Origin of the sequence: Vibrio sp. M260121, from assembly GCF_036533715.1 — a bacterium.
Taxonomy (GTDB): Bacteria; Pseudomonadota; Gammaproteobacteria; order Enterobacterales; family Vibrionaceae; genus Vibrio.
This window is the reverse complement of sequence record NZ_JATABF010000030.1, coordinates 26,968-52,789: the sequence shown is the minus strand read 5'-3', so window position 1 is coordinate 52,789 and position 25,822 is coordinate 26,968. Positions and strand designations below refer to the sequence as shown.

General features: G+C 46.2%; 22 protein-coding genes and 1 pseudogene. 8 read left to right on the top strand and 15 right to left on the bottom strand.

Annotated features, from left to right (window positions below; all coding sequences use genetic code 11):
- Positions 1 to 35 precede the first annotated feature (35 nt).
- The 3 genes from QTO06_RS16220 to QTO06_RS16210 are packed head-to-tail and all read left to right on the top strand — an operon-like array spanning position 36 to position 3,354.
- Positions 36 to 1,649: a methyl-accepting chemotaxis protein gene (locus QTO06_RS16220; RefSeq protein WP_331408936.1), complete on the top strand. Its 1,614-nt coding sequence runs from the start codon at positions 36 to 38 to the stop codon at positions 1,647 to 1,649.
- A gap of 49 nt (positions 1,650 to 1,698) precedes the next feature.
- Positions 1,699 to 2,391 (top strand): TIGR01621 family pseudouridine synthase, encoded by a 693-nt coding sequence (locus QTO06_RS16215; RefSeq protein ID WP_331408935.1) that lies wholly within the window; start codon positions 1,699 to 1,701, stop codon positions 2,389 to 2,391.
- Between the two features lie 30 nt (positions 2,392 to 2,421).
- A complete protein-coding gene (locus QTO06_RS16210) occupies positions 2,422 to 3,354 on the top strand; it encodes a class I SAM-dependent methyltransferase (RefSeq protein ID WP_331408933.1) in 933 nt (310 codons plus the stop codon).
- Positions 3,355 to 3,445: 91 nt separating this feature from the next.
- Here QTO06_RS16210 and QTO06_RS16205 read toward each other — a convergent pair whose 3' ends face one another.
- The 12 genes and pseudogenes from QTO06_RS16205 to QTO06_RS16150 all read right to left on the bottom strand — a co-directional run bounded on the left by QTO06_RS16205 (position 3,446) and on the right by QTO06_RS16150 (position 17,730).
- Positions 3,446 to 4,489, bottom strand: coding sequence for a hybrid-cluster NAD(P)-dependent oxidoreductase (locus QTO06_RS16205; RefSeq protein WP_331408931.1), 1,044 nt, complete (start codon positions 4,487 to 4,489; stop codon positions 3,446 to 3,448).
- A 76-nt stretch (positions 4,490 to 4,565) separates the two neighbouring features.
- Positions 4,566 to 6,227, bottom strand: coding sequence for a hydroxylamine reductase (gene hcp / locus QTO06_RS16200; RefSeq protein WP_331408929.1), 1,662 nt, complete (start codon positions 6,225 to 6,227; stop codon positions 4,566 to 4,568).
- 411 nt (positions 6,228 to 6,638) lie between these two features.
- Positions 6,639 to 8,168, bottom strand: a pseudogene (norR, locus tag QTO06_RS16195) (nitric oxide reductase transcriptional regulator NorR).
- Between the two features lie 213 nt (positions 8,169 to 8,381).
- Complete coding sequence (locus QTO06_RS16190; RefSeq protein ID WP_331408927.1) at positions 8,382 to 8,861, bottom strand: glycine zipper 2TM domain-containing protein; 480 nt, start codon at positions 8,859 to 8,861, stop codon at positions 8,382 to 8,384.
- A gap of 110 nt (positions 8,862 to 8,971) precedes the next feature.
- Complete coding sequence (locus QTO06_RS16185) at positions 8,972 to 9,583, bottom strand: CDP-alcohol phosphatidyltransferase family protein (RefSeq protein WP_331408925.1); 612 nt, start codon at positions 9,581 to 9,583, stop codon at positions 8,972 to 8,974.
- Positions 9,576 to 10,223, bottom strand: coding sequence for an ATP-binding cassette domain-containing protein (locus QTO06_RS16180; RefSeq protein ID WP_005425724.1), 648 nt, complete (start codon positions 10,221 to 10,223; stop codon positions 9,576 to 9,578). The genes QTO06_RS16185 and QTO06_RS16180 overlap by 8 nt, the downstream gene beginning before the upstream one ends.
- Entirely contained in the window at positions 10,189 to 11,898 is a 1,710-nt protein-coding gene (locus QTO06_RS16175) for an ABC transporter permease (protein WP_331408922.1), read from the bottom strand. Before QTO06_RS16175 ends, QTO06_RS16180 begins: the two co-directional genes overlap by 35 nt.
- A gap of 9 nt (positions 11,899 to 11,907) precedes the next feature.
- Entirely contained in the window at positions 11,908 to 13,065 is a 1,158-nt protein-coding gene (locus tag QTO06_RS16170; RefSeq protein ID WP_038889474.1) for an ABC transporter substrate-binding protein, read from the bottom strand.
- Between the two features lie 350 nt (positions 13,066 to 13,415).
- Positions 13,416 to 14,093: a TVP38/TMEM64 family protein gene (locus QTO06_RS16165; protein ID WP_331408920.1), complete on the bottom strand. Its 678-nt coding sequence runs from the start codon at positions 14,091 to 14,093 to the stop codon at positions 13,416 to 13,418.
- Positions 14,094 to 14,162: 69 nt separating this feature from the next.
- On the bottom strand, positions 14,163 to 14,933 hold the full coding sequence (locus QTO06_RS16160) for a (Fe-S)-binding protein (protein ID WP_050921545.1): 771 nt from the start codon (positions 14,931 to 14,933) through the stop codon (positions 14,163 to 14,165).
- Positions 14,930 to 16,726 carry an FAD-dependent oxidoreductase gene (locus tag QTO06_RS16155; RefSeq protein ID WP_331408917.1) on the bottom strand — a complete coding sequence of 599 codons (1,797 nt, stop codon included), beginning with the start codon at positions 16,724 to 16,726 and terminating at the stop codon, positions 14,930 to 14,932. The genes QTO06_RS16160 and QTO06_RS16155 overlap by 4 nt, the downstream gene beginning before the upstream one ends.
- 20 nt (positions 16,727 to 16,746) lie before the next feature.
- Complete coding sequence (locus tag QTO06_RS16150) at positions 16,747 to 17,730, bottom strand: sulfurtransferase (protein WP_331408915.1); 984 nt, start codon at positions 17,728 to 17,730, stop codon at positions 16,747 to 16,749.
- 301 nt (positions 17,731 to 18,031) lie between these two features.
- Between QTO06_RS16150 and QTO06_RS16145 the strand changes: the two genes are divergently transcribed.
- The 3 genes from QTO06_RS16145 to QTO06_RS16135 all read left to right on the top strand — a co-directional run bounded on the left by QTO06_RS16145 (position 18,032) and on the right by QTO06_RS16135 (position 21,243).
- Positions 18,032 to 19,837, top strand: a complete 1,806-nt coding sequence (locus QTO06_RS16145) for a sensor histidine kinase (protein ID WP_331408914.1) — start codon at positions 18,032 to 18,034, stop codon at positions 19,835 to 19,837.
- Positions 19,827 to 20,423, top strand: a complete 597-nt coding sequence (locus QTO06_RS16140) for a response regulator transcription factor (protein WP_331408911.1) — start codon at positions 19,827 to 19,829, stop codon at positions 20,421 to 20,423. Before QTO06_RS16145 ends, QTO06_RS16140 begins: the two co-directional genes overlap by 11 nt.
- A gap of 151 nt (positions 20,424 to 20,574) precedes the next feature.
- On the top strand, positions 20,575 to 21,243 hold the full coding sequence (locus tag QTO06_RS16135; RefSeq protein ID WP_331408909.1) for a hypothetical protein: 669 nt from the start codon (positions 20,575 to 20,577) through the stop codon (positions 21,241 to 21,243).
- A 91-nt stretch (positions 21,244 to 21,334) separates the two neighbouring features.
- Here the strand turns inward: QTO06_RS16135 and QTO06_RS16130 are convergent, their stop codons facing one another.
- Positions 21,335 to 21,778 (bottom strand): META domain-containing protein, encoded by a 444-nt coding sequence (locus QTO06_RS16130; protein ID WP_012128273.1) that lies wholly within the window; start codon positions 21,776 to 21,778, stop codon positions 21,335 to 21,337.
- Positions 21,779 to 21,998: 220 nt separating this feature from the next.
- Here QTO06_RS16130 and QTO06_RS16125 point away from each other — a divergent pair, with 220 nt between their 5' ends.
- Positions 21,999 to 22,247, top strand: coding sequence for a DUF1289 domain-containing protein (locus tag QTO06_RS16125; protein WP_010646041.1), 249 nt, complete (start codon positions 21,999 to 22,001; stop codon positions 22,245 to 22,247).
- Between the two features lie 118 nt (positions 22,248 to 22,365).
- Here the strand turns inward: QTO06_RS16125 and QTO06_RS16120 are convergent, their stop codons facing one another.
- Together QTO06_RS16120 and ushA are read right to left on the bottom strand one after the other, a co-directional pair.
- Positions 22,366 to 22,587 carry a hypothetical protein gene (locus tag QTO06_RS16120; protein ID WP_038889567.1) on the bottom strand — a complete coding sequence of 74 codons (222 nt, stop codon included), beginning with the start codon at positions 22,585 to 22,587 and terminating at the stop codon, positions 22,366 to 22,368.
- A 445-nt stretch (positions 22,588 to 23,032) separates the two neighbouring features.
- On the bottom strand, positions 23,033 to 24,769 hold the full coding sequence (gene ushA, locus QTO06_RS16115; protein WP_012128270.1) for a bifunctional UDP-sugar hydrolase/5'-nucleotidase UshA: 1,737 nt from the start codon (positions 24,767 to 24,769) through the stop codon (positions 23,033 to 23,035).
- A 348-nt stretch (positions 24,770 to 25,117) separates the two neighbouring features.
- On the opposite strand from ushA, the gene QTO06_RS16110 reads away from it, so the two are divergent.
- Positions 25,118 to 25,822, top strand: a complete 705-nt coding sequence (locus QTO06_RS16110) for a GNAT family N-acetyltransferase (protein WP_331408906.1) — start codon at positions 25,118 to 25,120, stop codon at positions 25,820 to 25,822.

The following is a 25,822-nucleotide window of genomic DNA, read 5'->3' as shown; positions in this document are numbered from 1 at the left end:
TTAGAAATAAGAAATCAGAGTAAGGAAGGTTATTAGTGACAATGTCTGTTCGTAAAAAACTGTACGCGAGTTTTGGTGCCATTTTGGCAATCATGCTAGTGATGACCGGGATTATCATGCTAGAGGTATTAAACTCGCACGAAGTGGCTGACGAGGTGAGAACGGACGACGCTCCTGAAACAGTGCAGTATCTTATTTTGATCGATGAAGCTGGCGATGTTTATCGCGATGCGTTGGGTAGTATCGTTGGTGTTGCAGGGGCCCAAGCTGAGTATCAAGTTAATAAAAAGGAGTTTTCTGCCGCTATTGCCGAAGTTAAACGCTTAGAAACGGTGGGTGGTGAAGATTACCGTAACGTTGAAAAAGCCGAGCGTTACATGAGTAACTTTACCCGTGACTTTGAATCACAAGTTCTGACCAACCTCGGTTTGGAAAATGCTGAGGAGAACGTTGCTCGCCTTCGCTCACTTTATGATGCGAATCTAGCACCACTTGAATCCATTCTGGATGCCGCATCACTCGATGGTCGCCAAAGCACCAGTGAGGCATTACTCGATCTTTCTGATTCGTTTAACAGTATTGAGCTGACGATTTCTGTGTTGGGTTCGATCGCTTTGATTGCAACAGGTGTGATTGCGTACTTATTGTCGAACTCAATCACCAACCGTTTGAGTAAGTTAGATGAATTAGCACAGCGCGTTGCAGAGGGGGATTTAACCGTCGATCCGATTGAGGATAAATCGGGTGATGAGCTGGCTAACCTCGCGACGTCACTAAATAAGATGCAAGCGTCTTTGACGAGTCTTATTGGTTCGATTTCGCTCGTGTCAGAAGAGGTGAAATCTGTTACCGGTGAGCTTTCCGTTGTGAGCCAAGATATTGTGTCTGGTGCTAGCAGCCAATCTGATAAAGCAAACTTGATTGCGACTGCGGCAGAAGAGCTGAGCTTGACCATTTCTCAAGTTGCCGAGCAAGGTGCTGCGACGTTTGAAGAAGCACGCAAGTCGGAATCAACCGCTGAACAAGGTCGCACCGTGATTGTAGAGATGGTGGAAAGCATTCAACAGGTATCTCAGCAGATGTCGGATATGTCGGTGCAGATGAACAGTCTAGGCTCTCATGGTGAGAAGATCGGCGCGGTTATCAAAGTGATTGAAGATATCGCAGAGCAGACAAACTTGTTGGCATTGAACGCGGCGATTGAAGCAGCACGTGCAGGTGAGTTTGGTCGTGGTTTTGCTGTGGTTGCAGATGAAGTACGCGCTCTGGCTGAACGCACAACAAAGGCAACACAAGAAGTTGGTGAGATCATCCAAGCTATTCAAGTCGGTACTCAAGAGGCCGTGACTTACACGGAAGATGGCTGTCGTTTGGTTGAAATTGGCGTGAGTCAAAGCTCGGGTGCGGTGAACTCATTGGAAGAAATCGTTTCTGGTGCGGCGCATGTTCAAAGCATGGTGAACTCAATCGCGACGGCAGCGGAAGAGCAAACTGCAGTGACGAAAGAAATTGCGGCTGACATTACTTCGATCAGCGATATCTCAAACCGTTCATTACAATTGGCGAATGACAGCTCGCAAAGCGTAGAAGGTCTGAACCGTAAAGTTCAAGAGCTGGAAGCGCTAGTGGGCAAGTTTAAGCTCGCCTAATTGCTTAGAATCGGTATACTTCTGGCTCCAAACGTGGAGCCAGTTTTTTATGTTCGACATTCTACACACCCATCCAGATTTTCTGATCATCAATAAACATCCCAACGTCTCAGTACATAAGGACGATGGTGATACCATGTTGCTGCAAGAAGTAGCGAAACAGAGTGGTGATGAGCAGTTGTATCTTATCCACCGTCTCGACAAAATGACGTCTGGAATTTTGCTTTTGGGTCGCAACGCAAAAGCAGCAAGTGCGTTGTCGCAAGCATTTGCAGATCGTGAAGTTGAGAAGTTCTACCTTGCGATTGGTTCGAAAAAGCCTAAGAAGAAGCAAGGACTGGTAGTGGGTGACATGGAACGCTCGCGCCGTTCTTCATGGAAGCTGGTTAACAGCAAAACGAATCCTGCGATTACTCAATTCTTCTCCCTCGCAGCAGAGCCGGGAGAGCGCCTGTTTTTATGTAAGCCACACACTGGCAAAACGCACCAAATTCGCGTGGCATTAAAGTCAGTGGGTTCAGGTATCGTTGGCGATCCTATTTATAACTCGGGCAATGAGGCCGACCGTGGCTACTTGCATGCATTTTCGCTGTGTTTTCCGTATCAAGATGAGATACATTGCTATGTTTGCGACCCGCGTGAACACAAAGCACTTGGCAGCAAATGGCACAATGAAACGGTATCCCAAGGTATCGACACTTGGCTCTCTCCGTGGGAGCTGAACTGGCCTACGATTAAATAACCATCACAAGAAAACGAATAAGAGAATTCGATGCAAGCATCACAACTTCCGCTGTTTTTTCAGCATTTAGAAGCCGAGCTAACACAAGCTCCCAACGAAATCCGCCGACTGTTTCACGGTCGCGGTCGCCGCTTCGAAGGTTTAGAGCAAATCACGTGTGATTGGTTACAAGGTCAGTTGATCATCAACCTATTTAAAGAAGTGGATGAGACGTTTCTTAGCGAATTAAAAGCAGGATTGAACGCGCTTGCTGAATCTGATCTGTGGGCAGAGAAACAGGGGCGTACGATCGTGATTCAACACCGTTATGCTGACGGCGCACCTTCAGAAATTCTGTTGGGTGAGCTAGATGCTCGACCTGTGGTTGAAGAAAGTGGCTTAAAGTACCAGTTAGACATCGGTCGTAACCAGAACTTCGGTCTGTTCCTTGATATGCGCTACGGTCGTGACTGGGTACGTGAAAATGCGAAGCACAAAAACGTACTTAACCTGTTTGCTTACACGTGTGGCTTCTCGGTTGCTGCAATTGCTGGTGGCGCAGATAAAGTGGTTAACGTGGATATGGCGAGAGCATCGCTATCTAAAGGCCGTGAGAACCATAAGCTGAATGGTCATAACATCAACCAAGTGAGCTTTATGGGACACGACATATTTAAGTCGTGGGGCAAGATTAAGAAGTCCGGTCAGTACGATATGATCATCATTGATCCGCCGTCATTCCAGAAAGGCAGTTTCGCGTTAACCAAAGACTACAAAAAGATTCTACGCCGTTTGCCAGATTTGTTGGCAGAAGGTGGCCAGGTGTTAGCATGTGTTAACTCGCCATCAGTGACCAGTGATTTCTTGATTGAAAGCATGAAGGAAGAAGCTCCTGAGCTGACATTCCGCGAGCGTTTGGATAACCCGCCAGAGTTTATGGATGTGGATAGCGAAGCTGCACTGAAGGTTTTGTTGTTTAGCTGAGTTTAGATAAAGAAACTTCTGAGTTTAATAACATTTTTTTATAAACAAAAAGCGCCAGTACGGCGCTTTTTTAATGTTCGTAACAACGGCTTTAACCAATCTGAACTTCAAGATCGGATTCAATCGTCGAAGAGCAGGCGAGTACATAGCCTTGCTCAATTTCTTCTGGGGTCAATGTCTCTAGGCTGGTTGAAGAAACGCTGCCTTTGCGAACCTTACACTTACAAGAGCCACAAATGCCGCTTCGACAAGCGACGATCAACGGTAATCCAGCACCTTCCAACACATCGGCAAGGACTTGGCCTTTTTGCGCATCGATCGTTTGGGCAAAGTCTGGAACTGACACACTGGCCGTTTCATCTGACACTTCAGTTTCTTCACTGGCTGCAGGAGTAAAGCTTTCTTGGAAGAAGTTCGCCATATCAAAGCCAAGTGCACTCAAGTAGCCTTGAACATCAAGCATAAACTGGTTTGGACCGCAGAGATAAACCGTGCGCTGTTTAAAATCGGGCACCAGTTCTTTTAACCACTCGGTATTCAAACGACCTTCTGGATAAAGCGTTTCACCACGGTTTTTCAGTAGCAGTTTCAAATTGAAATCTGGATAAACCGAATGGTAGGTCTCCAGCAAATCAAAGTAGATGGTTTCCGGCTTAGAACGGGCAATGTGCAGGAACTCAATATCAACACCAGCGTCGTTGCCTAGCCATTCTTTTGCCATCGCGAATACAGGCGTAATGCCACAGCCCGCACTAATGAGCAGTGCTTTCTTTCTACCGTTGACCTCGATTGGTGGATGATCAATGCAGTTGAAATCACCCGTTGGTGGAAGCGCTTGAACCGTATCGCCAATGAGAAGCTTATCGATGATGTAGTTGGATACCTTACCGCCTTCGACACGCTTTATCGTCAGTTGCAGGCAACCGTCACCAGAAAGAGAGCTGAGAGAGTAAGCACGAAACTCCATCTTGCCATTGATTTCAACGCCAAGGTTGATGAACTGACCGGCTTTAAATTCAAACAAGAGCGACTCTGACAGGTCTGCCAACTTGAGGCTCACTGCATCAGCAGTTTCATGGTATTTGTCTACACAACGTAATGTGACAGGTTGACTGCCTTGCCATTCAAAAAACATAACAATCTCTTTGGTTATCGAGTACTCAATAGATAGAAGCGCCCCCAATTAAGGAGGCGCGTGATAAGCGAGGCGATTACGCTGCTAGGATGGTTTTAAGATCATCCTGAACATTACCAATGCTACGCATATCGAATTTCTCTTGGATAATCGCAATCAAGTTTGGCGTTAGAAATGCAGGTGCTGTTGGGCCTGTGTAGATGCCTTTCACACCTAGTGCGAATAGCGTAAGTAGGATCACAATCGCTTTTTGCTCGAACCAAGACAGAACAAGCGTTAGAGGAAGCTCGTTGATATCGCAATCGAACTCTTTCGCAAGCGCCAGTGCAAGCTGGATTGCTGAGTACGCATCGTTACATTGGCCTACATCCAATAGACGAGGGATGCCATTGATATCGCCAAATGTGTTCTTGTTGAATCGGTATTTACCACAAGCCAGTGTTAGGATTAGCGTATCTTCTGGCGCTTCTGCAGTGAAGTCGGTGTAGTAGCTACGTTCTGCTTTGTCACCATCACAACCACCTACTAGGAAGAAGTGTTTGATGTTACCTTGCTTCACTTGGTCGATAACCGCTGGTGCTGCGTTCATTAGTGCGTTGCGACCGAAACCAACAGTGATGTTGTGTTCGATTTCGTCATGCTGGAAGCCTTCTTGCGCTAATGCACATTCAACGACTTGGCTAAAATCATCACCTTCTAGGTGAGCGACACCCGGCCAGCCAACAATGCTACGAGTGAATAGACGGTCTGCGTATTGGCCAACATTCGGGTTCAATAGGCAGTTTGATGTCATCACAATCGCGCCAGGGAAGTTAGCGAACTCTTTCTGTTGGTTCTGCCAAGCGCTACCGTAGTTACCCACTAGGTGAGGGTATTTCTTCAGCTCTGGGTAACCGTGTGCAGGCAGCATTTCACCGTTGGTGTAAACGTTAATGCCTTTGCATTCAGTCTGTTGCAGGATTTTTTCTAGGTCGTGAAGGTCATGACCAGAAACAAGAATACATTTGCCTTTCACTGGCTTAACGTTAACAGTGGTTGGTTCTGGGTGACCGAACGTTGCTGTTTCACCATGATCCAGCATTTCCATCACTTTGTAGTTCATAAGACCGATGCGCATTGAGCAATCTAGCAGTTCGCCTAGATCTTCTGGGTCAGTACCTAACCAAGCCATGATTTCGTGGTATTCGGCGAAGATGTCATTGTTGGTTTGCTCTAATACTCGTGCGTGCTCCATGTACGCTGCAGCACCTTTTAGACCGTACAGGCAAAGTAGGCGCAGGCCGATGACGTCTTCGTGTACTTGGTCCTTACCACGGTTTACTGCCACTTGAGGAGCAAATGCTAGGATTTCTTCTGCACTGTTTGGCAGCTCGAAGTTCGCAACGTTAGGTACGTTCAATACGACTTCGTCAGCAAGTGTTGCGGCAGACATGACTTGGTCTTTTAGCAGTGCTTTGTATGTTGCTGCTTGAGAAGTTAGCTCAAGGATACGCTCAGGATCGAAGTTTACGTTAGTCAACGTAGAGAAGAATGCTCTTGGAGCCCATTGGTTGATTTCATCATTGATGATGTTGAATTCAAGCGCGCGTGCTGCCCAAAAAGAAACCCCTTGCAGAGTGTAAACCAACACGTCTTGTAGATCGGATACCTCTGAAGTTTTGCCGCACATACCTTGTGCGAAAGAACAGCCTTTTACAGCTGGGGTTTGGATTGTCTGTTCACATTGAATACAGAACATATTGGGTTCTCCAGTGATTGTAGTAATAGTCGTTTTGTTTTTCCTTCTACAGCAGAATGCGTGCCAATTGTTATGTTATTGATTTTAAATGATTTTGCTTCTTTTGAAGTGCGTGATTGATGTGATTGTGACAACACGAATGATGTGCAAATGACAACGAAAATACAGATGTGATGAGAAAAGCAACGCGCGAGAAACGTTTTAACGGGCGATAGTGGAAGTGCTTGTTAAACAGGAGAAAAGTTAGTGTGGTTTTGTGTAGGCAAGAGATTCCCGATTGAGCTCTTTCGTCGGCTCACTCTGCTTCGGGCTAGGAGTCATTCCGGACAAGCCTAAGCGAGCCATCCGGAATCTATCTTTTTAAGACGTAAGTTTCTGTCCCTTCAAGAGAAGAGAGCGAAGTAGTGGCTTCTATTTGCTAATGCCGAGCTTTTTACCCATGCGATATAAGTTGCCTCGATCCATTTGTAAAAACTCCGCTGCTTTTGCCCAAACCCCACCGGTTTGACTTAAAGCGTGTTCAATTAAGTCACGCTGATAGTTCTCTACTAGCTCTCGCATTGGCTGACTCTCTTTCGGCAAGTAATGTGATGTGTTTTTTACATCATCCAGTGCCAGTGAAGTATCAAAATGACTGAGCATAATAGTGCTCGCGCCTTGTTGAATGGCATGTAACGCCGCGCGCGTTAAGGTGTGCTCAAGCTCACGAACATTACCGTACCAAGGCAGAGATTCTAGTTGAGTCAGTACCTTAGGGTGCACGTGAAGGTTTGGCGCGTTAAATTGCTGGCGTACTTTTTCCAACAAATACCCTGCAAGTACTGGAATGTCGCCATCACGAGCACGCAATGGTGGTACTTTAATTGGGAATACGTTTAAGCGATGGAACAAATCTGCTCGGAATGTACCTGATTCCACTTCTTTATCTAATTGGCGGTTGGTGGCAGCAATGATGCGAACATTGACCATTAAATGTTGGTCGCTGCCCACTCGTTGCAACTCGCCCTGCTGGATAACACGCAGTAGTTTTGCCTGTAAAATCAATGGCAATTCACCGACTTCATCGAGGAATATTGTACCTCCGTCAGCTAGCTCAAACTTACCTGCACGATGACTATTGGCTCCTGTAAAAGCGCCCTTTACGTGGCCAAACAGCTCGCTTTCCGCCAGACCTTCGGGTAGGGCTGCGCAGTTTACGTAAATCATCGGTTTATCATTACGGTGAGATTGAGCATGGACGGAGTGAGCAACAAGCTCTTTACCCGCTCCTGTTTCTCCTGTTACTAATACTGCGTAATCCGACTGAGCAACGGTCGCAATGTTGTTTCGTAATTGATTGATTTGTGGGCTTAAGCCAACCATGTCACCGTGTTGTGAGCGTGCCTGTTGGATCAGGGTTTGCGTGACGCTCTTTTGCTTCTGGTTCTGCGCTTTAAGGGCTTTTAATTGCGCAATGTTACGTAGTGTTGCCGCCGTTAGTGCCGCGAAGGTTTCGATAGCTACTGGGTCGATATGATCAAACGCGCCAACAGCAAGCGCATCCATGGTTAACGCGCCAACAAGTTGTCCTTCGACGTACAAGCTAAAGCCCATGCAGTCATGGACATCAATGCATTGATCTTCGGTCAATAATGTCCCGTCAAATGGGTCGGGTAGGGCGCAGTCGGCATCGAAGCGAACGGGCTCACGACTGTGGATAATGGCGTCTAAGCGTGGATGAGCTTTAGGAAAGTAACGGCGACCGAGTACTGAGCTCGACAGGCCTTTTACTGCGACTGGCGTCAGGAAGCCATCTTCATCGAAGATAAACAAACAGCTTGCATCACAAGGGAACACTTATGCTACCCCATCAATCAGGTTTTGGTATTGCTGCTCATGAGAGCGATTTGAGCTCAAGTTGAGTGCGATATTGAGAAGTACATGGTCGACAGTAGGAGTCATAACAAGCCCAGAGTTATCTTGAATGGGCTCATGCTAGCAACCTGATGTCATTTGAACATCAAAAGGTGCGAGAGATTGATGTTCCATTGACGACGATCAAACTCGATACAGAAAGAAACGCGCAAGCCTATGAGTAAGTAACGTATGCTTGCGCGGATTAGCCATTGTTGAACCAAAACAGCAAACCAACAGAGCGGACGAATCGTGCTCTACTCAGCGAGGAACAACCCTTGCGTCATTACCAGACATGTTAATTTGGACGGCTTGCCCTGGCTGGAAAATCATATTTGGGTTTGCTTCTTGAACGACAGATATGATCTTTCCATCCTCTAAGCGAATAGTCAGGTTCACACCATTTCTTTTTGCGGTTGCTTCGGCGGCTTTACTACCTGCGTAACCACCTAACAAACCACCACCAATGGCTGCGATATCCGAGCCGGAACCACCCCCAATTTTCGACCCCAAAATACCACCCACAGCGGCGCCCGCGATTGTGCCGATGGCGTTGGATTGGGTAGAGGCATCAATGGTCACTGGTTCAACTTTTTCTACCGTTCCGTAGTAAACCTGCTGAACTTTACGAGTGTCGGACGAGCCGTATGCATCTCCGTATGGGTTAGGTGAACTACAGCCGCCAAGTACGACCGCACAAGAAATGCTGAGTAACATGCCTAGCTTAATGTATTGTTTCATATAGCCTCCGAAAAAGAGTATATACCTCAATTTTGCATGTGCTTTGATGCGTTGAGAAACAGTGGCTTAGTGATGTTCTCCCTCTAGAAAACGTAGATTTTTGATCGATGTTAACGGTTTTTGAGTGTATGAAACCCGGAATAAATACGCGTCAACGTGGTAAACCAACACGCCGCACCAAAGATATACGCAATCAAAGCAAAGTGTTGTGGGAATAAACAGAATAAAACGAAACAACCGATGGTCTCTGTGCCTTCGGTTAGGCCACTCATGTAGTAAAGCGACTTGTGTTTGTAGACCGGGTTATCGATACCACGTTTACCCGCCATGATCGCAAATGCTAAGAAGCTGCTTCCTGTACCAATAAACGAGAAGATCAAGAACGCGCCCGCAACGGCGTTCTGTTCTGGGTTTACTAGTACAAAGCCAAATGGAATCAGAGAATAGAACAAGAAGTCTAAGCTAATATCAAGGAAGCCACCCGCATCGGTGATGCCTTGAATTCTTGCCAACGCACCATCTAATCCATCACAAATTCGGTTTAGCAGAATAAACGCTAATGCAAGCGTGTATTGCTCTGCTACCAAGGCAGGAAGCGCAAAGCAGCCAAGGGCGAAGCCAAACAAGGTGGTTTGGTTAGCTGTCACGCCACATTTATCAATCAATTTCGCACTCTGTGCCAATGGCCACTTAATGATTTTGATACTCAGGCTATCAAGCATGACTTGTCTCCCAAGGCCAGTTCAGGCAGCGACTGCCTTCTGGAATATCGTCTTCATCGTGAGTCACCATTAAAGCAGGAATATTGGCTTGTTGAAGCTGCTCCACGACCCAGTTACGAAACTGTACGCGAAGATCTTTATCCAGCTTGCTGTATGGCTCATCGAGCAATGCAACTTTCGGTTTCGCTAACAACATGCGAGTGAGAGCGATACGCGCGCGCTGGCCGCCTGAGATTTGGTCAGGGAAAGACTCTGCAAGTTTAGTTAGCGAGATGTGCTTCAAAGCCTGCATCGCGCGCTCTTTACGCTCAGCCCCTTTGATTGAATTGGGTAGTGCGAACGCAAGGTTTTCCCACACGGTAAGGTGCGGGAAGAGCAAGTCATCTTGGAATAGGATACCCACCTGACGTTTGTGCGCAGGTAAAGCATCCAGCTTTTCATTATCGAGTGTGATTGAGCCTGAATAGTCGAACTCGGAAGACAGGTGACCAGCAATGGCATCCAACAAGGTGGATTTGCCACAGCCACTTGGGCCCATCAGTGTAACAATTTCACCTTTCTCTACCGTCATGTTGAAGGCAGAGAAAAGTGTGTCGCCATTGGTTTTACGGATGGCGAGGTTTTCGAGACAAAGACTCATTCGGTAGTAAACCTTTAATAGACAACCGGCGATACTTAACGTGTAAACGACTAAGTAGAATCGCAAAAGAGAAGAACATTAACGGCAAGAGCGCTTGCCAAATTGCGTAAATCGCGGTGACACGACGGTCGAAGCCACTTGATAGGGCGACTGCTTCTGTTGTTATGGTGCTGATGCGACCGGCCCCCAGCACGAGTGTTGGTAGATATTGCGCCAAGCTAACACTGATGCCCACCGCCCAAGCAAAAGCGATTGCTGGCAGAAGAATCGGCAGTTTGACTTTTAGCCAAGCCTGCATCGGTGATTTACCAAGGCTTAGGGCAACACGAGTTAAACCGTTGTCGAAGCTGCGCCAAGGACCATCCAAGGACAGATAAACAAACGGGAACGCAAAGAACACGTGAGCCCAGCATACCCAGAAGAAGTACGCGTTGCTGTCGAGATACAGCGTGACGACTTGCATACCAAACAACACCGATAGCTGGGGGATCAACATTGGCACGGCAATGATGTATCCCGGCACCTGCCAGCGGTAACGTAATCGGTATTCATGAGCAGTCAGCGCCAGTACAAGGGCAATAGACGCACAGATCACCGCAATCAACATGCTTTGCTCGAGCGTGCCAAGAATACTTTGCCACTCGTATTCCCAAAAACGTAAGCTATAACGGCTCGGCAATAAGTCAGGGAATCGCCAACGTTGAGTGAAGCTCCAAACCACCATAAGTGGCACCATTAACAGTGCGAGCAAGGCAATCATAGAGAACAAGGTTTTGCCCGGTAAGTGGAAGCCGCTACGACCAGAGTATTGCCAGCGTTTAAAGCCTTTAGTGATGGTCCATTCAACGAGTCGAGCAAAACCAATTAAGGTGCTCGCAATGGCAAATAACACCACTGCACCTGCCGCCGCTCTTGGTAGCAGGGATAAGTCAGGATCGTTAAACCATTGCCACACCAACACTGCAAAAGTAGGAGGGTTGGTTGGGCCAATAATTAGCGCCACATCAACAACCGATAAGCTGTAAGCTAGAACGGCCAACATAGGGAAACGCAGCTTCGCTAACCATTGTGGGAAAACGCATTTCCACCACGCTTGCGCGGAGCTGTAACCCATCGAATGGCTCACTTTTTCAATCTTCTCAACTTTTAATTGCTGAAGAATAGGAATGCTCATCAATAATAAAAACGGCACTTCTTTAATGGCAAGCATGATGATCAAACCCAGTGCGTATGGGTCTTTGATCAGCAGTGCTAAGTCATTCACTGTTTGGGCATTTGGATCGTAACCAAACATTTGGTTGAGTACGCGAACACCCATGCCAGTCGGCGCAAATAGGAAAGCAAAACCAATCGCAAACGCCACATGTGGCATAGCGAGAAGTGGGGAAAGACTGACTTCGATCTTACGCCAGAATTTACTCCCCCAAGAAGCTTGCAGAATCGCAAACGTCATTAAGCAAGCAAGGTAACTGCTGAAAATGGCGGAATAGAAAGTCAGGCCAATGGACGTCCATACGCCTTCCCAATCGAAGACGGCGCTAAAGCCATCCAGCGAGAAGTGGTGAAGACCAATCGGAGGGACATAGCCGAGCGCAGAGACCACCACTCCGAGCAACCCCGGAATGGTTGGTAATATACAAACTGCGATAATAACTAGATACAGCGCTCTTAACATGGGTGTGTATTAATTCCCGTAACGTTTCAGCCATTCTTTTTCTAGCGCGGCTTGCCAACTAGGATGTGGCTCCTCGATAGATTTGAATTGCTGGGTATTCTTAGCCGTACCCGTTAGGTATTGACTGCTTAGCACTGAAGGGTCACCCCAAGTATTAATGTCACCTTTGCGAGATTGCGCTTCAGGGCTTAATAAAAAGTTTATAACAACTTGTGCACCTGCATTGGCATTTGCGTTCCAAGGAATCGCCAAGAAGTGGATGTTCGACAGTGCCCCTGCATCCATCGCATACGCTTTCGTACTTTCTGCAAGGTTGCCGCTCGATTGCGCAGAGAAAACCGCGTTCGGGTTGAAGGTCACCGCTAGGTCGATTTGACCGTCATCCAACAGTTGAATGGACTCGGCAGTACCGCCAGGAAATTGCTTACCACCGCGCCATGCCACTTTATGGAACTCATCTAGGTATGCCCATAGTGGTTGTGTGACGGCTTTAAATGATTCTTCCGTTACTGGTTTTTGCAGCACTGGATCGTTGTGACTCAACTCAATCAGTAGAGACTTGATGAAGCTGGTGCCATGAAACTCAGGCGGGCGAGGGTAAGTCAGACGGTTCGGAAACGCTTTAGCGTAACTCAGCATTTCTGCATAAGAGCGAGGCGGGTTATTCAGAGTTTCTTCATCGTGAATAAATACGAGTTGGCCGACACCCCAAGGTGCTTCTAGGCCATCGGTTGGCTCTGAGAAGTCGACGTCAACAGGTAGAGTTTTATCTACATATTGCCAATTTGGTAAGCCTTCTACGAAAGGACCAAACAGCAGTTGGTTGTCTTTCATTGATTTAAAGTTTTCACCATTAATCCAAACCATATCAACACTGCCGCCGCTGTTTTTTCCTGCGGCTTTTTCAGCAATAAGACGAGTAGTGGTTTCAGAAATATCAGTGACTTTGACGTGATTAAGCGTCACGTTGTAGCGAGATTTAAGCTCTTTGCGTGCCCAATGGAGATAGCGGTTGATCTCTTGGCTGCCACCCCAAGCATGAAAATAAACGGTTTGACCGTCAGCTTGTTGTTCGATTTTTTGCCATTCTTCTGAGTGAGAAGCGGCGAAAGAGGAGGTGGCAAAAGTGGTGGCTAAAATGCCAATGGTGCTAAGTAGCTTTTTCATACGTAATCCGTGTTTATTTATCTTTGTTTTCATTTTGGAGCTCTGTATACCCATGCGATGAAAAATGCGATGAAAATCGTTTGTTTTCAGCACTAAAACTATGGGTATAAACCACGCTGGAAGCTCCGTTCCCTCTAGATGGATAGTAATCTATCTTGCTCCATTATCAACGCGAAATTGATAATAGATTCAGAGAATTACTCGCCTTGTGAGGTGATACCAATCCACGTCAGTTTTTGGTCTTAAGAGTCACCAATTTAAGGACAAAGTGTGAGCAAATCAGTAGCAATGAAAAGAGTGCAACTCCTGAAAAGTCACACTCTTTTGGCTTCAATAATGGATAGACCGGATTACTTCGCTAATTCTTCCATGTTGATGCCTTTTTTCTTCGCGATGTATTTTGGAATCAGCGACATACCAAACAGGATCAGACCAGCAGCGGCAAACTTAACCAGCAGCATCGCAGATACACCGTTTGTTGCGATATCACCTGCCATGTAAGCAAAGATGAAAGCACCAGGTGCCATTGTTAATAGAGAAACGATAGCGTAAGTACCTAAGTTTAGGCTTGTTAGACCATAAGCGTAGTTCTGTAGGCTGAATGGGAATACTGGAACAAGACGAGTTAGGATCAAGAAGCTGGTACCGTTTGCTGCTACGCCATCATCGATTTTCTTGAAGATTGGGTTATCGCCAAACTTCTTCATGATGGTGTTGCGTAGTAGGAAACGAGCAACGATGAACGCAACAACTGCGCCTAGCGTTGCTGAGAACAGCGCTAAAACACCACCTTTGATAGGACCGAATACGATACCTGCCACGATGGTGAATGCGCTGCCTGGCAATAGGAACACACATGCAAACACGAATGCTGCAACAAATACTGCGTAACCCCAAACGCCAAAGCTTGCGATCCAATCTTGTAGGCTCTTGATATCTGTGATGATCTCAAGAATGCCAGTTTGTTTTGCCGCGAACAGAGCAATAGCTACAACAGCGACGATAAGAGCGATTTTTACGAGTTTCATAAGTTCAACTTCACTTAAACCTAGTAATTAAAAAGATGTAGCTACAAAAACGTAGCTACAGAGACACAGCTACACAGACATGCACTTGATCAGACCCGCTTTTGATTTGTAGCGGTTGAACCAAGCTTTCACAGGGCTTGCAAGTACGTTGACTGGCGGTTCATCGCCTTGCATGATCACGGGGCCAAACATCAGATCCAGAATGTGCCAAGATTTCGTACCAACACCCATCATGGATGCACGACAAGCTGAGCAATAAACTACGACGTAGTCAGTCTCGAACTCTTCAACTCGGCGCTTGATTACACGAGTGGCCACGTCTGGGTTTGCTGGCACAACCATGCCGCCGAAGCCACAACAGCGCGTGTTTTCGCGTGTGTGTTCTGGCTCAGAGGTTTTGTAACCAAGCTCGTTTAAGATCCAACGGATGCCGTCTTGCAGCTCTTTCTCGTAGCGAGTTGAACAAGAGTCGTGAATGGTAAACACCACGTCGCTGTTTTTGGCTTTGCCGCGCAGTTCTTCCGGTAAACCAATTTCAGGAAGTAGCTTCCACAAAGACACTGGTTTTTGTGTGCCGCCAGATTTTTTGATCATGCCGTAGCAGCTTTGACACGCCACAATCACTTCTTGTGCGTCTAGCTTATCGAAGTCTGCTTGAAGCTGGCCGTAACGCTCTTTGAACTTCTCAGTCTGACCGATAGCAGCGGTTGGTTTACCACAACACTTCTGCACTGCGCCCATGTCTGGGTACACTTCTTTTAAGTAGCTCGCAATTGCTGCTACGCCTTCTGGTGAGTAGGATGGCAAGCTGCATCCTGGCATAAATACTTTATTACTCATTTTGTCGATACCGCTCGTTTTGCCATAGTGAAGATTTTTGAGAAGCCCAGCTTCTGGTGCATGTTGATTGCTTTGTGACCCGGCATTGGTGATTCACCATTGTTTGCCTTAACAAAGTCAGCACGTGCGCCTAGGAACATTTCTTTCATTGGGAAGTCTTTCGGACACACGATGGTGCATTGGTCACACGCGTTGCATGAATAAGCCATCAGTGGGTCCATCGACTTGTTGTTCACAAAGTCAGAGAAGATAGTCTTCGGACAATCGCTGAAGTCATTCATCATGATGCACTCGGTCATACATAGCTTGCAGCTACATTGCAGACAGCGAGAGGCCTCTAATTTGATTTGCGCTTCAGTAAAGCCTAAGTCCACTTGGGCAAAATCTTGCTTACGCTCTTCAGCGTCACGTAATTCACCGTGTAGGCGAGGGGTATCTACCGTACCTTTTGGTAGTGGTACGTCTAGACGAGATGTGTAGCTGTATTCTTGCTCGAAGTCGCGACCTTCAGTCAGTGGGCGAGTCGTTAGGAAACGCTCAACACTCATTGCTGCTTTGCGACCTAGTGCCATCGCTTCAATCACGATGTTACCGCCACACGCGTCACCGGCTACGAATACGTCTTCTAGGCTTGATGCTAGTGTTTGTTTGTCGACAACGTAACGACCGCCGCGAGTTTGTTCTAGTGCGCCGTCAGTGATGTCTGCCACGATTTGGCCCGTCGCGAAAACAACCGTATCCACAGAGATGGTTTTGCTTTCTTCGCTGTATTGAGGAGCAAAGTTGCCTTGCTCGTCGAAGATAGACAGTACTTTTTTGATAGTGATGCCGGTTACTTTGCCGTTCTCGTGTTCGATAGCAACTGGGCCCCAACCTGCGTTGAACTCGACGCCTTCTTCTAGTGACTCGTCGATTTCGACTTGGCTTGCAGGCAGGTTTTCAAGACTCTCAAGTGAGCATTGGTAAACGTCGCTTGCACCAATACGCCATGAAGAGCGTGCACAGTCCATTGCAACGTCACCACCACCGATAACCATCACGCGTTTACCTGCACGAGGGAATTGGCGAGTTTCAGAAATCTCTTTTAGGTACTCAACTGCAGAGAACACACCATCGTTGTCATGACCCGGTAGAGGGATGATTGAACCTACGTGTGCACCGTGAGCCAGAATCACAGCATCATGCTCGCTACGTAGAGTGTCGAAGCTAATGTCTTTGCCGATCTCAACGCCAAACTGAGTTTTAATACCCAGCATCGCTAGGTAGCTGTATTCGAAATCGATAACATCGCGTGGTAGACGGTATTCAGGGATACCCACACGCATCATGCCGCCGTATACGTCTAGCTTTTCGTAAATCGTTACTTCGTGGCCTTGACGACGAAGTTCGATCGCCGCTTGCGCGCCAGCAGGGCCAGCACCTACGATCGCAATGTGTTTGTTGGTTAGAGGGGCAATGTTGAGATCCCAGTGATCTTGGTTATCCATTTTCTCCGCGACGAAACGTTTGATGCCCGCTACGCTGATTGGTTGACCGAACTCTGTGTTACGACGACAAGACGCTTCACAAGGGTGGGCACAAATACGACCAAGAGTTTGAGGAAGGAATAATTTGCTGCGGATCAGATCCAGAGCGCCTTGGAAATTCCCTTCGCCTGCCATGCGAACGTACTGCTTTACGTCCGTGTGCATTGGACATGCGGTTTGACATGCCGGATCGGCATCACCCATACAACCATCGACAATCGTTTGAGCGGTGTCGAATAGCTTTTGGCTAAAAATTACATTGTTCATTCACTGCGGTTCCGTGTTGATTAGCTCTTGCCGTTGATAACGTTCACTTCAGGATTCTTTTGCTCGTAGTGAGCGTGGCTGTATTCGATCCATGAGCCGTCGTAGTTGTAGACGCCTTTTGCACCGAGGACTTCAGTAAGAATCATGGTGGTGTGGGCAGAGCGAACACCAGATTGGCAGTAAGCGATGACTTTTTTGCCTTTGATGATGTCGCCGTAAAGGGCTTGCAGTTCTTCTGCTGATTTCAGCGTTGTGTCTTCGTTCAACGCTTTGGTCCAGTTAATGTGAACACTGCTTGGGATTGTGCCAGGGCCGTACGCGCCGGAAACTGCAACCTCACCGTTGAACTCGTCGTTGCCGCGAGTATCTAGGATCACCCAATCAGGGTTGTTTTGCGCAGCAATAACCATGTCTAGCGTGGCTAGGGCATTGTTATCTTGTTGTGCGTTAGGTGCGTTGTATTCAACCGCTGCCACGCTTTGGTTTGCAGAGCCTGTCGGATAACCAGCGCCCATCCAAGCGTTCAAGCCACCGTCAAGGTAACGAACGTCTTGGTGACCAAGATTATGGATTTGCCAGTACAGGCGAGCTGCATCGTGGTGAGAGCCCGCGGCATAAACCACGATTGTGCTGTCTGCTGTCGCGCCGAAGCTGCCTAGAATCGTTTCCATCTCTTCTGTGCTGTTGCTCATACCACCGAAGTCGTAGGCGTCTTCAGCTGCTGAGTAATCGTTACGCCACATAGTGTAAGAGCCAGAAATAGGGCTATCTGGCTTGATAGGATTTAGCGCACCGATCACAACCACGTCTTTGTCACCGTCCATCAGCGATTTCAGTTGTTGTGCAGAAATGAAGTGTTCTGGGTGAGCGTACTGTGTGAACTTCTGCTCTTGAGCAGCAGCATCCACAGTCACAGCCTCAGCCGAAAACATCGTATTGTAAGCTGAGTAGCCAATCGCTGTAACAGCGGCGAACACACCCAACGCAATCGTCGATTTTTTCATGAGTTGCTTCCATATATTAATTTAAAGTTTTGCTGCCGAACCTTCGATGGTTCGCCAGATAGAATGCTTTTGTAGGGGGAGTACAGGCATGAACCTTTTTTATTCATTTTTGGTGTTCATGATTTAAAACAGGTGAAAATGCGCTCTACCCCTTTATAGGTAAGGCATTCTGAGGAAATCGTTTAAATGGCGATATTGTGGTTTCCCACAATAATGATGTGGTATTGATCTAAAGCAACAAAGTAGCAGGGGGGAATGGTGGTAAAATGCGCCACAGCCGTATTTTGGTAGTATTTTGTAAGTGATTGATAATTATTCTCAAAAGTTTATTCTTTTCATTTTTGCTCTCTCTTTTTTCTTCACCTCTTTTAGCATTGCAAGCGAACCACAAGTACAACGAAAAGACTATGATGTTGGCGTTTTGGCGTTACGTGGGCACGCACATGCGCGCGAGGCATGGCAACCGACTTTGGATTGGTTAGAGTCACGCAATCCTGACTATCACTTCAGTTTACATACCTACGATTTCGACCAACTTGAAGATGCATTTTTGCACGGTTGGCTCGACTTCATTCTGACCAGTCCAGGGCAGGCGACCAAACTTGCTCGCGAATACCCAATCAACTGGTTGGCAACGCAGAAAACGGCTTACAGTGATTTACCAAATAAGTCGATTGCCTCGGTGGTGGTTGTACGTGAAGAATCGCCTTTTAAAACACTGAAAGACATCAATAAAGCCAATGTTGCGGCGGTATCGGAAAAAGCGTTTGGTGGTTTTCTCGCACTGCGTTACGAGCTCGATAAACTGGGCTACTTCAAATCATCATTCTTTGAAAAGATCCACTTTACTGGCCCACCGACGGATCAGCTGATTTTGGATGTGATCGAGAACGATCTCGATGTGGCGATCGTTCCTGCTTGTACTTTGGAGAACATGGCGAAAGAGGGGCGTATTCAACTGCATAACCTACGTGTATTGAATGAGAAGCGTCCTGCAGATTCAGTTTGCGCGGTGAGTACGCCACTGTACCCGAACTGGACGATGGCGATGACGGAACGCGCACCAGTCGATGTTGGTCAGATGGTGGCACAAACCCTATTCGCAATGCCAGAAGACCATCCGGCAGCGGTTGCTGCAAACAATGTCGGTTGGATGTTGCCAGCGCCGAGCATCAATGTAGATAAAGTTTACAAGCACTTAGACATGCATCCGCTGCAAAAATCTTGGGGACAAAAAGCGCAAGAGTGGCTGCATAAGAACCAAGCCATTGCGATGGCGTCTTTACTGACTTTACTGTTGTTGACGGGCTATCACTTTTGGCTGGAGTGGAAGTTTCAGCGCAGTCGCGAAACACTAAAAACCACCATGAACGATTTGCGCCGCAAGAGTTCCATGCTTGAGCACGCGCAGCGAATCACCATAGTCGGTGAGCTTGGTAGTAGCCTCGCGCATGAAATCAATCAACCTCTGGCCGCGATAAAGAACTACAGCCAAGGGGCTAAGGTACGTATGGAGCGAGGTGCGACTGCGGAAGAGATGGCACCAATCCTCGATAAAATTCAACAGCAGGTCACTTCTGCAAGTGACATTATTCAGCGCCTTCGTAGCTTGATAAACAAAACGCCAATTGAAAAGAGCTGGGTGGATTTAGCTTCGTTAATTGAAGAAGCAATGAAGCTGGTGGATTACGAGTTTCAACGACACCGAATTCAATTGGGCGTGCTTTACTCTGGTGAGCCACAAAAAGTCTTTGCTGACGCCACTGGTTTGCAGCAAGTCATTCTCAATGTTCTGAACAACGCAAAAGACGCCTGTTTGAGCCATGTGCCGAAGCGCGAAGACTTGTATGTGGATCTCCACGTTAGCTTTTGCGATGAGATGGTGATTATCGATGTGATGGACAATGGCATTGGTATCGAAGAGCAAGAGACACCATTAGATCAAGCCTTCTACACCACCAAAGAAAATGGACTGGGCTTAGGTTTGGCCATTTGTCGTGATGTGCTTGATGCCCATCAAGGCAGTATTCAATTTAGGTCAATTGATCCTACAGGATGTCAGGTGACCGTCGTTTTACCGTATCAGGAGGCTAGTCATGAGTCGTAACCTTTGTTCGCTTTATATCGTTGATGATGAAGAACCAGTATTAGAGTCCATGGCGTTTATGTTAGAAAGTTATGGCTATGAGGTTGAGACTTTCTCTAGCGGGATAGATTTTCTCAATGAGGTCAATTTGTCTGCACCTGGCTGTGTTTTGCTCGATAGCCGCATGCCAGAAATGCGCGGGCAAGATGTTCACCAAATGATGAATGAGAAACTCAGCCCAATTAGCGTGATTTACCTGACTGGACATGGTGACATTCCAATGGCAGTGGATGCGCTAAAAGATGGCGCACTCGATTTCTTTCAAAAACCAGTCGATGGTAACGCCCTTGTGATGGCGGTGGAGAATGCGATGGCGCAGTCACTCAAAAATTGTGAGAAGTTGGGTGCTAGGCAGGTTTTACAGAGCCTCACTAAGCGTGAGAGAGAAGTTCTCGGTTTGGTCGTCAAGGGGATGAAAAACCAAGAGATGGCGGACTTATTGTGCGTATCTTTGAGAACGATTGAGGTGCACCGCTCTAACGTGATGAAGAAGCTCGAAGCAGAGAGCTTAGCGGTGTTGATCCATAAAGTGGGGCATTTAATTTAGCTTCAGTGTATTTTTGTATCGATACATGAAAGTATTTAGGTCGAAATATTCATTGTAACCTAATGATATTTTGGGAAAGGTTTGCTCAATGGATGTCAGGAATATAACATCAGCAACCAGAATAAACCTTAATCTTGGCTAGAACTTAACTATGTTTGTCGATACTGTTAAAAGCGCTTTTTCTTCTCTGAGTACTCATAAACAAGCGATCGCAAAAGCAACCGCATTACCCATCCTTATCTCAATTATTCTGGATCTTCTATTAAGCAAATCAGAAGGTGACGGTGCTACTGTCTTAGTGCAAATCTTGATGGCGTTACTGTCTGCCATTGTGGCTATCAACGTACACAGCATCATTTTGAAAGGCCCTCAATCGGTACCTCAGTGGGGACGTTTCACCTTTGGAAAGATCGAAATGTGGTTTGTTGGCCACTACTTGGCAATGACAATCGCAGTTGTCGCGGTTGCGGCGCTTTTCGCCATGATTAATGTAGCACTTGCCGCTATCGCGTTGCTGGTGTTAGGTGTTATTTGCTGTCGACTGGTACTTGTGTTTCCAGCGATTGCTATTGGTAAAGGTGTCTCTTTCCCTTATGCATGGAATCTGACCAAAGGCCATACTTGGTACATGATGAGCGTGGTTATTTTGGTGCCGCTTCTGTTTGGATTGGCGATGTCGCCATTGGCGTTTTTGCAACTGCCTTTCTTAATGAGTCTACTGAGCTTTGTAGTCACCATCATCGGGATTGTAATTCTGTCTAAAGCGTATGAGCAATTGAGTGGTTTTGACGGGGAATCTTATTCTCAGCAGTCATTCTGATGATAAAAACCGAAAGCAAAAAAGCAGCCATTGGCTGCTTTTTTAGAGACTTATTCTGTCAGAGACCGATTGCCTCAAAACGAATACGGGATTAGTTTACCCAGTCACGCAATTCGAACGTTAGTTCGTGGTCTGCGTTTTTCAATACTAGACCTTCGTTAGTCAGAGTAATGTCGCTCCAATCAGAAAGCGTTTCAGACATTACTTTTTCAATCTTCATTTGGTCTTCCATACACATCTTCATGGTCATGCCCATTTTCTCGATGCGTAGTTGGTTGTCTTTCAGTTCTGCTTGACCGAAGAAGTTGTTACAACCAGCGTTGCCGTTTGCAGTTAGGTTTTCACCAATCTCTAGGCGAGGAGCTTGACGCTCTTCTGCAGCGATGTTTTTGCCATCGATTTGAACCAACTGCCAGTTGTGGTGTTGTAGATCTTGAGCCGTAATTTCTTTCACATTGTCACCGTTGCTAGCGCATGCAGTCATTAGAACTGGAAGTGAAATTGCTGCTACTAACGTTTTTAGGCTAAGCTTCATTTTATTGACTCCGTTTTTAGAAAACGTGGTAAGTATAGGTAATAAAACACTGTTTTTGTCAGCATACGGTTATGGTTTCGTATGTTTTTAAACACGGCGTATTTTATAACAGAGATCCCATTCTCGGTATTGAAATTCACCGAAAACTTCGAAATTTCTTATGGTTATTTGATTATAAACGTATCGGACTCAAATAAGTGAGCGGAAGAACGGGTTGAGCATGGAGCAATTGGAGTTTTTTACCGTCCCAAGTCCTTGTGTTGGAGTTTGTACGTCTGACGAAAAAGGTTATTGCAAGGGATGCATGCGTAAAAGAGAAGAGCGGTTTAATTGGCTGAGCTTTACTCCTGCGCAGCAGTTGCACGTAATTAAGCTGTGTCGTCAGCGATACAGAAGAAAGGTATTAGCAGGGAAGGGGAAAACAGAGTTGCCTCAAGATGATGCTTCACCGCAACAAGATCTGTTCTAGTTATTCATCCTATCGTTCTCGTTTCATAAAGATTCCCGGCCCAGTTTGAAATGATTATCCAAAAGAGAGCCGGGAAATTCCTATCCATTTTCTCGCCCAACAATATGAGCGATTGGCGTTATTTTAATGACCATTGGTCGCTTACCCAGCCTCCTGCTTGTTCGTCGAAGTGACTCCCAGCGAAGCGGTGATTTTGTTCTACCTCTAATTTACTTGTGGGCAATTCATCCATCAATTGGTGAATGTATTTTGCCATTGGGTCAGTACACGCTTCACGCTCTTTACGGGTGACCACTTCTTTAATTATCTGCAGTCTATAGCTGTTGCTGGCTCGTTTCATTTTTGACCTCCAGAACTCGATGGCAGCAGTTTGAACACATTGGCGTTCAGATCGCTGCTCATTAGCGAGAGCGTAGAAGCCCATCGCTTTCGTTTGAAGTCCGAGAGACAAATTGTTTGAGAGCAGTGTTTGTAACGCCATTCACATCTTTCCCAGAATCATTTTCTGCGTGAATCAAAAAGATTCCTAAAACTCAGTTAATGAATCTGCTTATTTGAAAGACCTTATCAAACATAGAAGTCTCGAACAGGGGCGTCAATAACACAAATGAACAATTTTTGAACGATTTTTGAAGGTGGCGTTTTATCAGAGATTTAGCGCCAATAAAAAAACCGGAGCCGCTTGGGCTCCGGTTGGTCTTAGAGTCAGTCTGACACGCCTTTGGTTCGATTGTTATGCAACCGAATGGCTGTCAACATCTAAGTGTAGACAAGAATAGTGCAGATTAGCTACCTGTCGCAGGACAGCCTTTCACCGCTTCACCGTTGCTAAAGTATTCGATGTTGCCTAGGTTCTTGTTGTAATCTTCTGCAGAAATCTGAGGGTTCTTAACGAAGAATTCACGTAGTACAGATGCATCTGTCATTTGAGTAGACTCAACATCAATAATTGGGTAATCATCACCACCCGCAGCGCTGAAGCTGATTACAGAGAAGGTGTAAGTTTCTGCTAGATCGAAACCTTTACCGTTGATGTCTGTAATCGTTACGTCGCTCGCATCACAATCGACAGTTAGTTTGATGTTATCAAGTTGAGCGTAAGCACCAGAACCTGCTGACTTAGTCGCTACTACGTCTAGGTACTCTTTCACTTCTGCACCCGTCATGGTTGCTTTAGTCACGAAGTTACCGAAAGGTTGTACCGTTAGTACGTCGCGGTAAGTGATATCACCTGCTGCGATTGAATCACGCACGCCACCTGAGTTCATTACACCGAAGTCAGCGTTAACTAGCTCGTAAGTCCGGTACGCTTCACCCAATAGGTGGCCAAGGTTTGTTTGTTGAGAGCGAACTACGCTACGGTCACCTTCAAGTTTACCGTCAGTCTCAGAAACTTTTACGTCTAGTAGTTCTTGACCTTGGTCTTGGTATGGCTGCAGTGTTGATTTCACTGTTGCGTCAGGTTGGATCTCTTCACCGATGAATTGGTAGTCACCATTTTCATCTTTCGCTTTAAGGTTAACTGGAATCAGCTCGTAGCTCGCTAGGTGAAGCTTGTCATCGTAGTATTCAAAGTCCGCACGACCTACGTATTTACCCCACTCATGTGCTTGCATGATCCAAGTACCGTTTTGGCGGTCAGGCATACAGTCGTCGCCAGGTTTGAAGTCTGCGTAGTCGTTAGTACCTGGTTCCATACACACAGGGTTCTGTGAGTGACCACCGATGATTGCATTTAGCTTACCGTCTTTTACTGAGCGAGCCAATAGAACGTCACCAGGTGCTTCGCTACCGTGTTGACCATCTTGGTAGTGGCCCATGTGCGTGGTTGCAAATACTAGATCAACGTCTTCATTTGCTTCAATTTCACCTAGTACTTTTTGAATCTCTACTTGTGGGTCTTCGAAGTAAATAGTTGCTACGTTATCTGGGTTTACCAGTTTCGCTGTGTCTTTTGTTGTCAGACCGATTACGGCAACTTTAAGGCCGTTAACTGTGAACACTTGGTAAGGGTCGAAGTAACGCTCGTCGGTAACATTGCCATCAGCATCTTTTTTGTAGATGTTCGCTGCTAGCATTGGGAAGTCTGCTAGCTCTGCTTGCATGTCTAGTACAGACAGTGCGTTATCAAATTCGTGGTTACCAACCGCCATTGCGTCGTAACCTAGAAGGTTCATACCTACGAAGTCTGGCACTGCATCTTGCATATCTGACTCTGGAACACCTGTGTTGATGTCACCACCAGACAGCAGAATGGTTTCACCACCGTTTGCTTCTACTTCTGCGCGAATAGAGTCGATAAGCGTTTTACGTGCAGCCATGCCGTACTCGCCTTTGCTGTTTTCCCAAAAACGACCGTGGTTGTCGTTAGTGTGAAGAACCGTGAACTTAGTACATGACTCAGCGGTAAAACACGTGTTTACGTCACCATCAGGAGCTTGAACGATAATGGTCTCATCATCAGAACAACCTGCCATGGCAATACCGACCGAAAGTACCAAAAGGGATTTGGAAAACTTCATAAGGGATCCTTTCTTTGTGATTTTGTTATTGTTACGGCGTGAAATATACGGAATTAGTGTGAAACTTTAGTGATCTATATCTTATTTACAGTTCTATCGGATACAGGAATTAACAGGGCTGCAAGGCATGTCGCCAAATAAACAGAAATCGTATTTTGGAAGGTGGTTATTGATTGCTTGTCTAAATTCGTGAGCAGTTTAACTGAAAGTGTTTTATTTTTGTGAATCAATACGGATTTTGGTGAGATATAAAGCAAACTTTGATGATTATTTTAGCAAAATCATGTCTTCTTACTGCTTGAGAAATAAATAGTTATAATTTTCTGTACGCTGTATTGAGAGAAAGGGATGCTCAAAAAAACAACCGCACTTTCCGCGGAAATCGATTGCTCTTGGCAAAAGCAGTTCAAAGTGAGCTGTAATTTGTACAATGGCTATTCATATGATCCTCACTATTGGCAAAAGTTCTCCGATCTTTGTGCTGTATTTTTATACCAATCTGACGACTGCACGTTTATATCTTGCCCCGAAAATCTATGGGACAAAATTAAACATGTTCAGCCAAGTGAACTCGAGAGAACATTAAATAATAAGCAATTGTTCTGTGAATACGACGATGTCGACTACTATTTATTTAATGACGGCAAAATCAATCAAGACGATGGGATAATTTCTCTCTCTATTGAGTCTGATCTCGAGTTACTTGAATCGTTTGCAAGTCGAATGAGTGAAGAAGATATCCTCAAAGCGGATTTTGACCTCGATAGCCATTTCTTTTATGGCATTTTCGATAACAAAGCGTTGGTCGCTGTGCTGGCTTCTTATTGTTATAAAGGGAAAGAACCGTTTGAGTCTTTATCCATATTGGTTTCTCCTGAAGCAAGAGGGAAAGGATATGGGAAACGGCTGCTTGCTCATTTAGTTAGTGAGGTGAAGTCGAGGCAGCGTAAAGTTAGATATCGAGTAAATATTGAAAACACGCCTTCAATAAAGTTGTGCCAATCTTTGGGTTTTGAAGCGTACAGTCGTCAAAGAGTATTTACTCCGGAGTGA

What these genes read in the sequence shown, in the direction of transcription:
- QTO06_RS16110 (WP_331408906.1), top strand. Translation starts at nt 25,118, where the DNA reads ATGCTCAAAAAAACAACCGCACTTTCCGCGGAAATCGATTGCTCTTGG.
- QTO06_RS16180 (WP_005425724.1), bottom strand. Translation starts at nt 10,223, where the DNA reads ATGAGTCTTTGTCTCGAAAACCTCGCCATCCGTAAAACCAATGGCGAC.
- QTO06_RS16160 (WP_050921545.1), bottom strand. Translation starts at nt 14,933, where the DNA reads ATGAGTAATAAAGTATTTATGCCAGGATGCAGCTTGCCATCCTACTCA.
- QTO06_RS16120 (WP_038889567.1), bottom strand. Translation starts at nt 22,587, where the DNA reads ATGAAACGAGCCAGCAACAGCTATAGACTGCAGATAATTAAAGAAGTG.
- QTO06_RS16205 (WP_331408931.1), bottom strand. Translation starts at nt 4,489, where the DNA reads ATGTTTTTTGAATGGCAAGGCAGTCAACCTGTCACATTACGTTGTGTA.
- QTO06_RS16135 (WP_331408909.1), top strand. Translation starts at nt 20,575, where the DNA reads ATGTTTGTCGATACTGTTAAAAGCGCTTTTTCTTCTCTGAGTACTCAT.
- QTO06_RS16130 (WP_012128273.1), bottom strand. Translation starts at nt 21,778, where the DNA reads ATGAAGCTTAGCCTAAAAACGTTAGTAGCAGCAATTTCACTTCCAGTT.
- QTO06_RS16210 (WP_331408933.1), top strand. Translation starts at nt 2,422, where the DNA reads ATGCAAGCATCACAACTTCCGCTGTTTTTTCAGCATTTAGAAGCCGAG.
- ushA (WP_012128270.1), bottom strand. Translation starts at nt 24,769, where the DNA reads ATGAAGTTTTCCAAATCCCTTTTGGTACTTTCGGTCGGTATTGCCATG.
- QTO06_RS16150 (WP_331408915.1), bottom strand. Translation starts at nt 17,730, where the DNA reads ATGAAAAAATCGACGATTGCGTTGGGTGTGTTCGCCGCTGTTACAGCG.
- QTO06_RS16185 (WP_331408925.1), bottom strand. Translation starts at nt 9,583, where the DNA reads ATGCTTGATAGCCTGAGTATCAAAATCATTAAGTGGCCATTGGCACAG.
- QTO06_RS16155 (WP_331408917.1), bottom strand. Translation starts at nt 16,726, where the DNA reads ATGAACAATGTAATTTTTAGCCAAAAGCTATTCGACACCGCTCAAACG.
- QTO06_RS16170 (WP_038889474.1), bottom strand. Translation starts at nt 13,065, where the DNA reads ATGAAAAAGCTACTTAGCACCATTGGCATTTTAGCCACCACTTTTGCC.
- QTO06_RS16140 (WP_331408911.1), top strand. Translation starts at nt 19,827, where the DNA reads ATGAGTCGTAACCTTTGTTCGCTTTATATCGTTGATGATGAAGAACCA.
- hcp (WP_331408929.1), bottom strand. Translation starts at nt 6,227, where the DNA reads ATGTTCTGTATTCAATGTGAACAGACAATCCAAACCCCAGCTGTAAAA.
- QTO06_RS16215 (WP_331408935.1), top strand. Translation starts at nt 1,699, where the DNA reads ATGTTCGACATTCTACACACCCATCCAGATTTTCTGATCATCAATAAA.
- QTO06_RS16190 (WP_331408927.1), bottom strand. Translation starts at nt 8,861, where the DNA reads ATGAAACAATACATTAAGCTAGGCATGTTACTCAGCATTTCTTGTGCG.
- QTO06_RS16125 (WP_010646041.1), top strand. Translation starts at nt 21,999, where the DNA reads ATGGAGCAATTGGAGTTTTTTACCGTCCCAAGTCCTTGTGTTGGAGTT.
- QTO06_RS16175 (WP_331408922.1), bottom strand. Translation starts at nt 11,898, where the DNA reads ATGTTAAGAGCGCTGTATCTAGTTATTATCGCAGTTTGTATATTACCA.
- QTO06_RS16165 (WP_331408920.1), bottom strand. Translation starts at nt 14,093, where the DNA reads ATGAAACTCGTAAAAATCGCTCTTATCGTCGCTGTTGTAGCTATTGCT.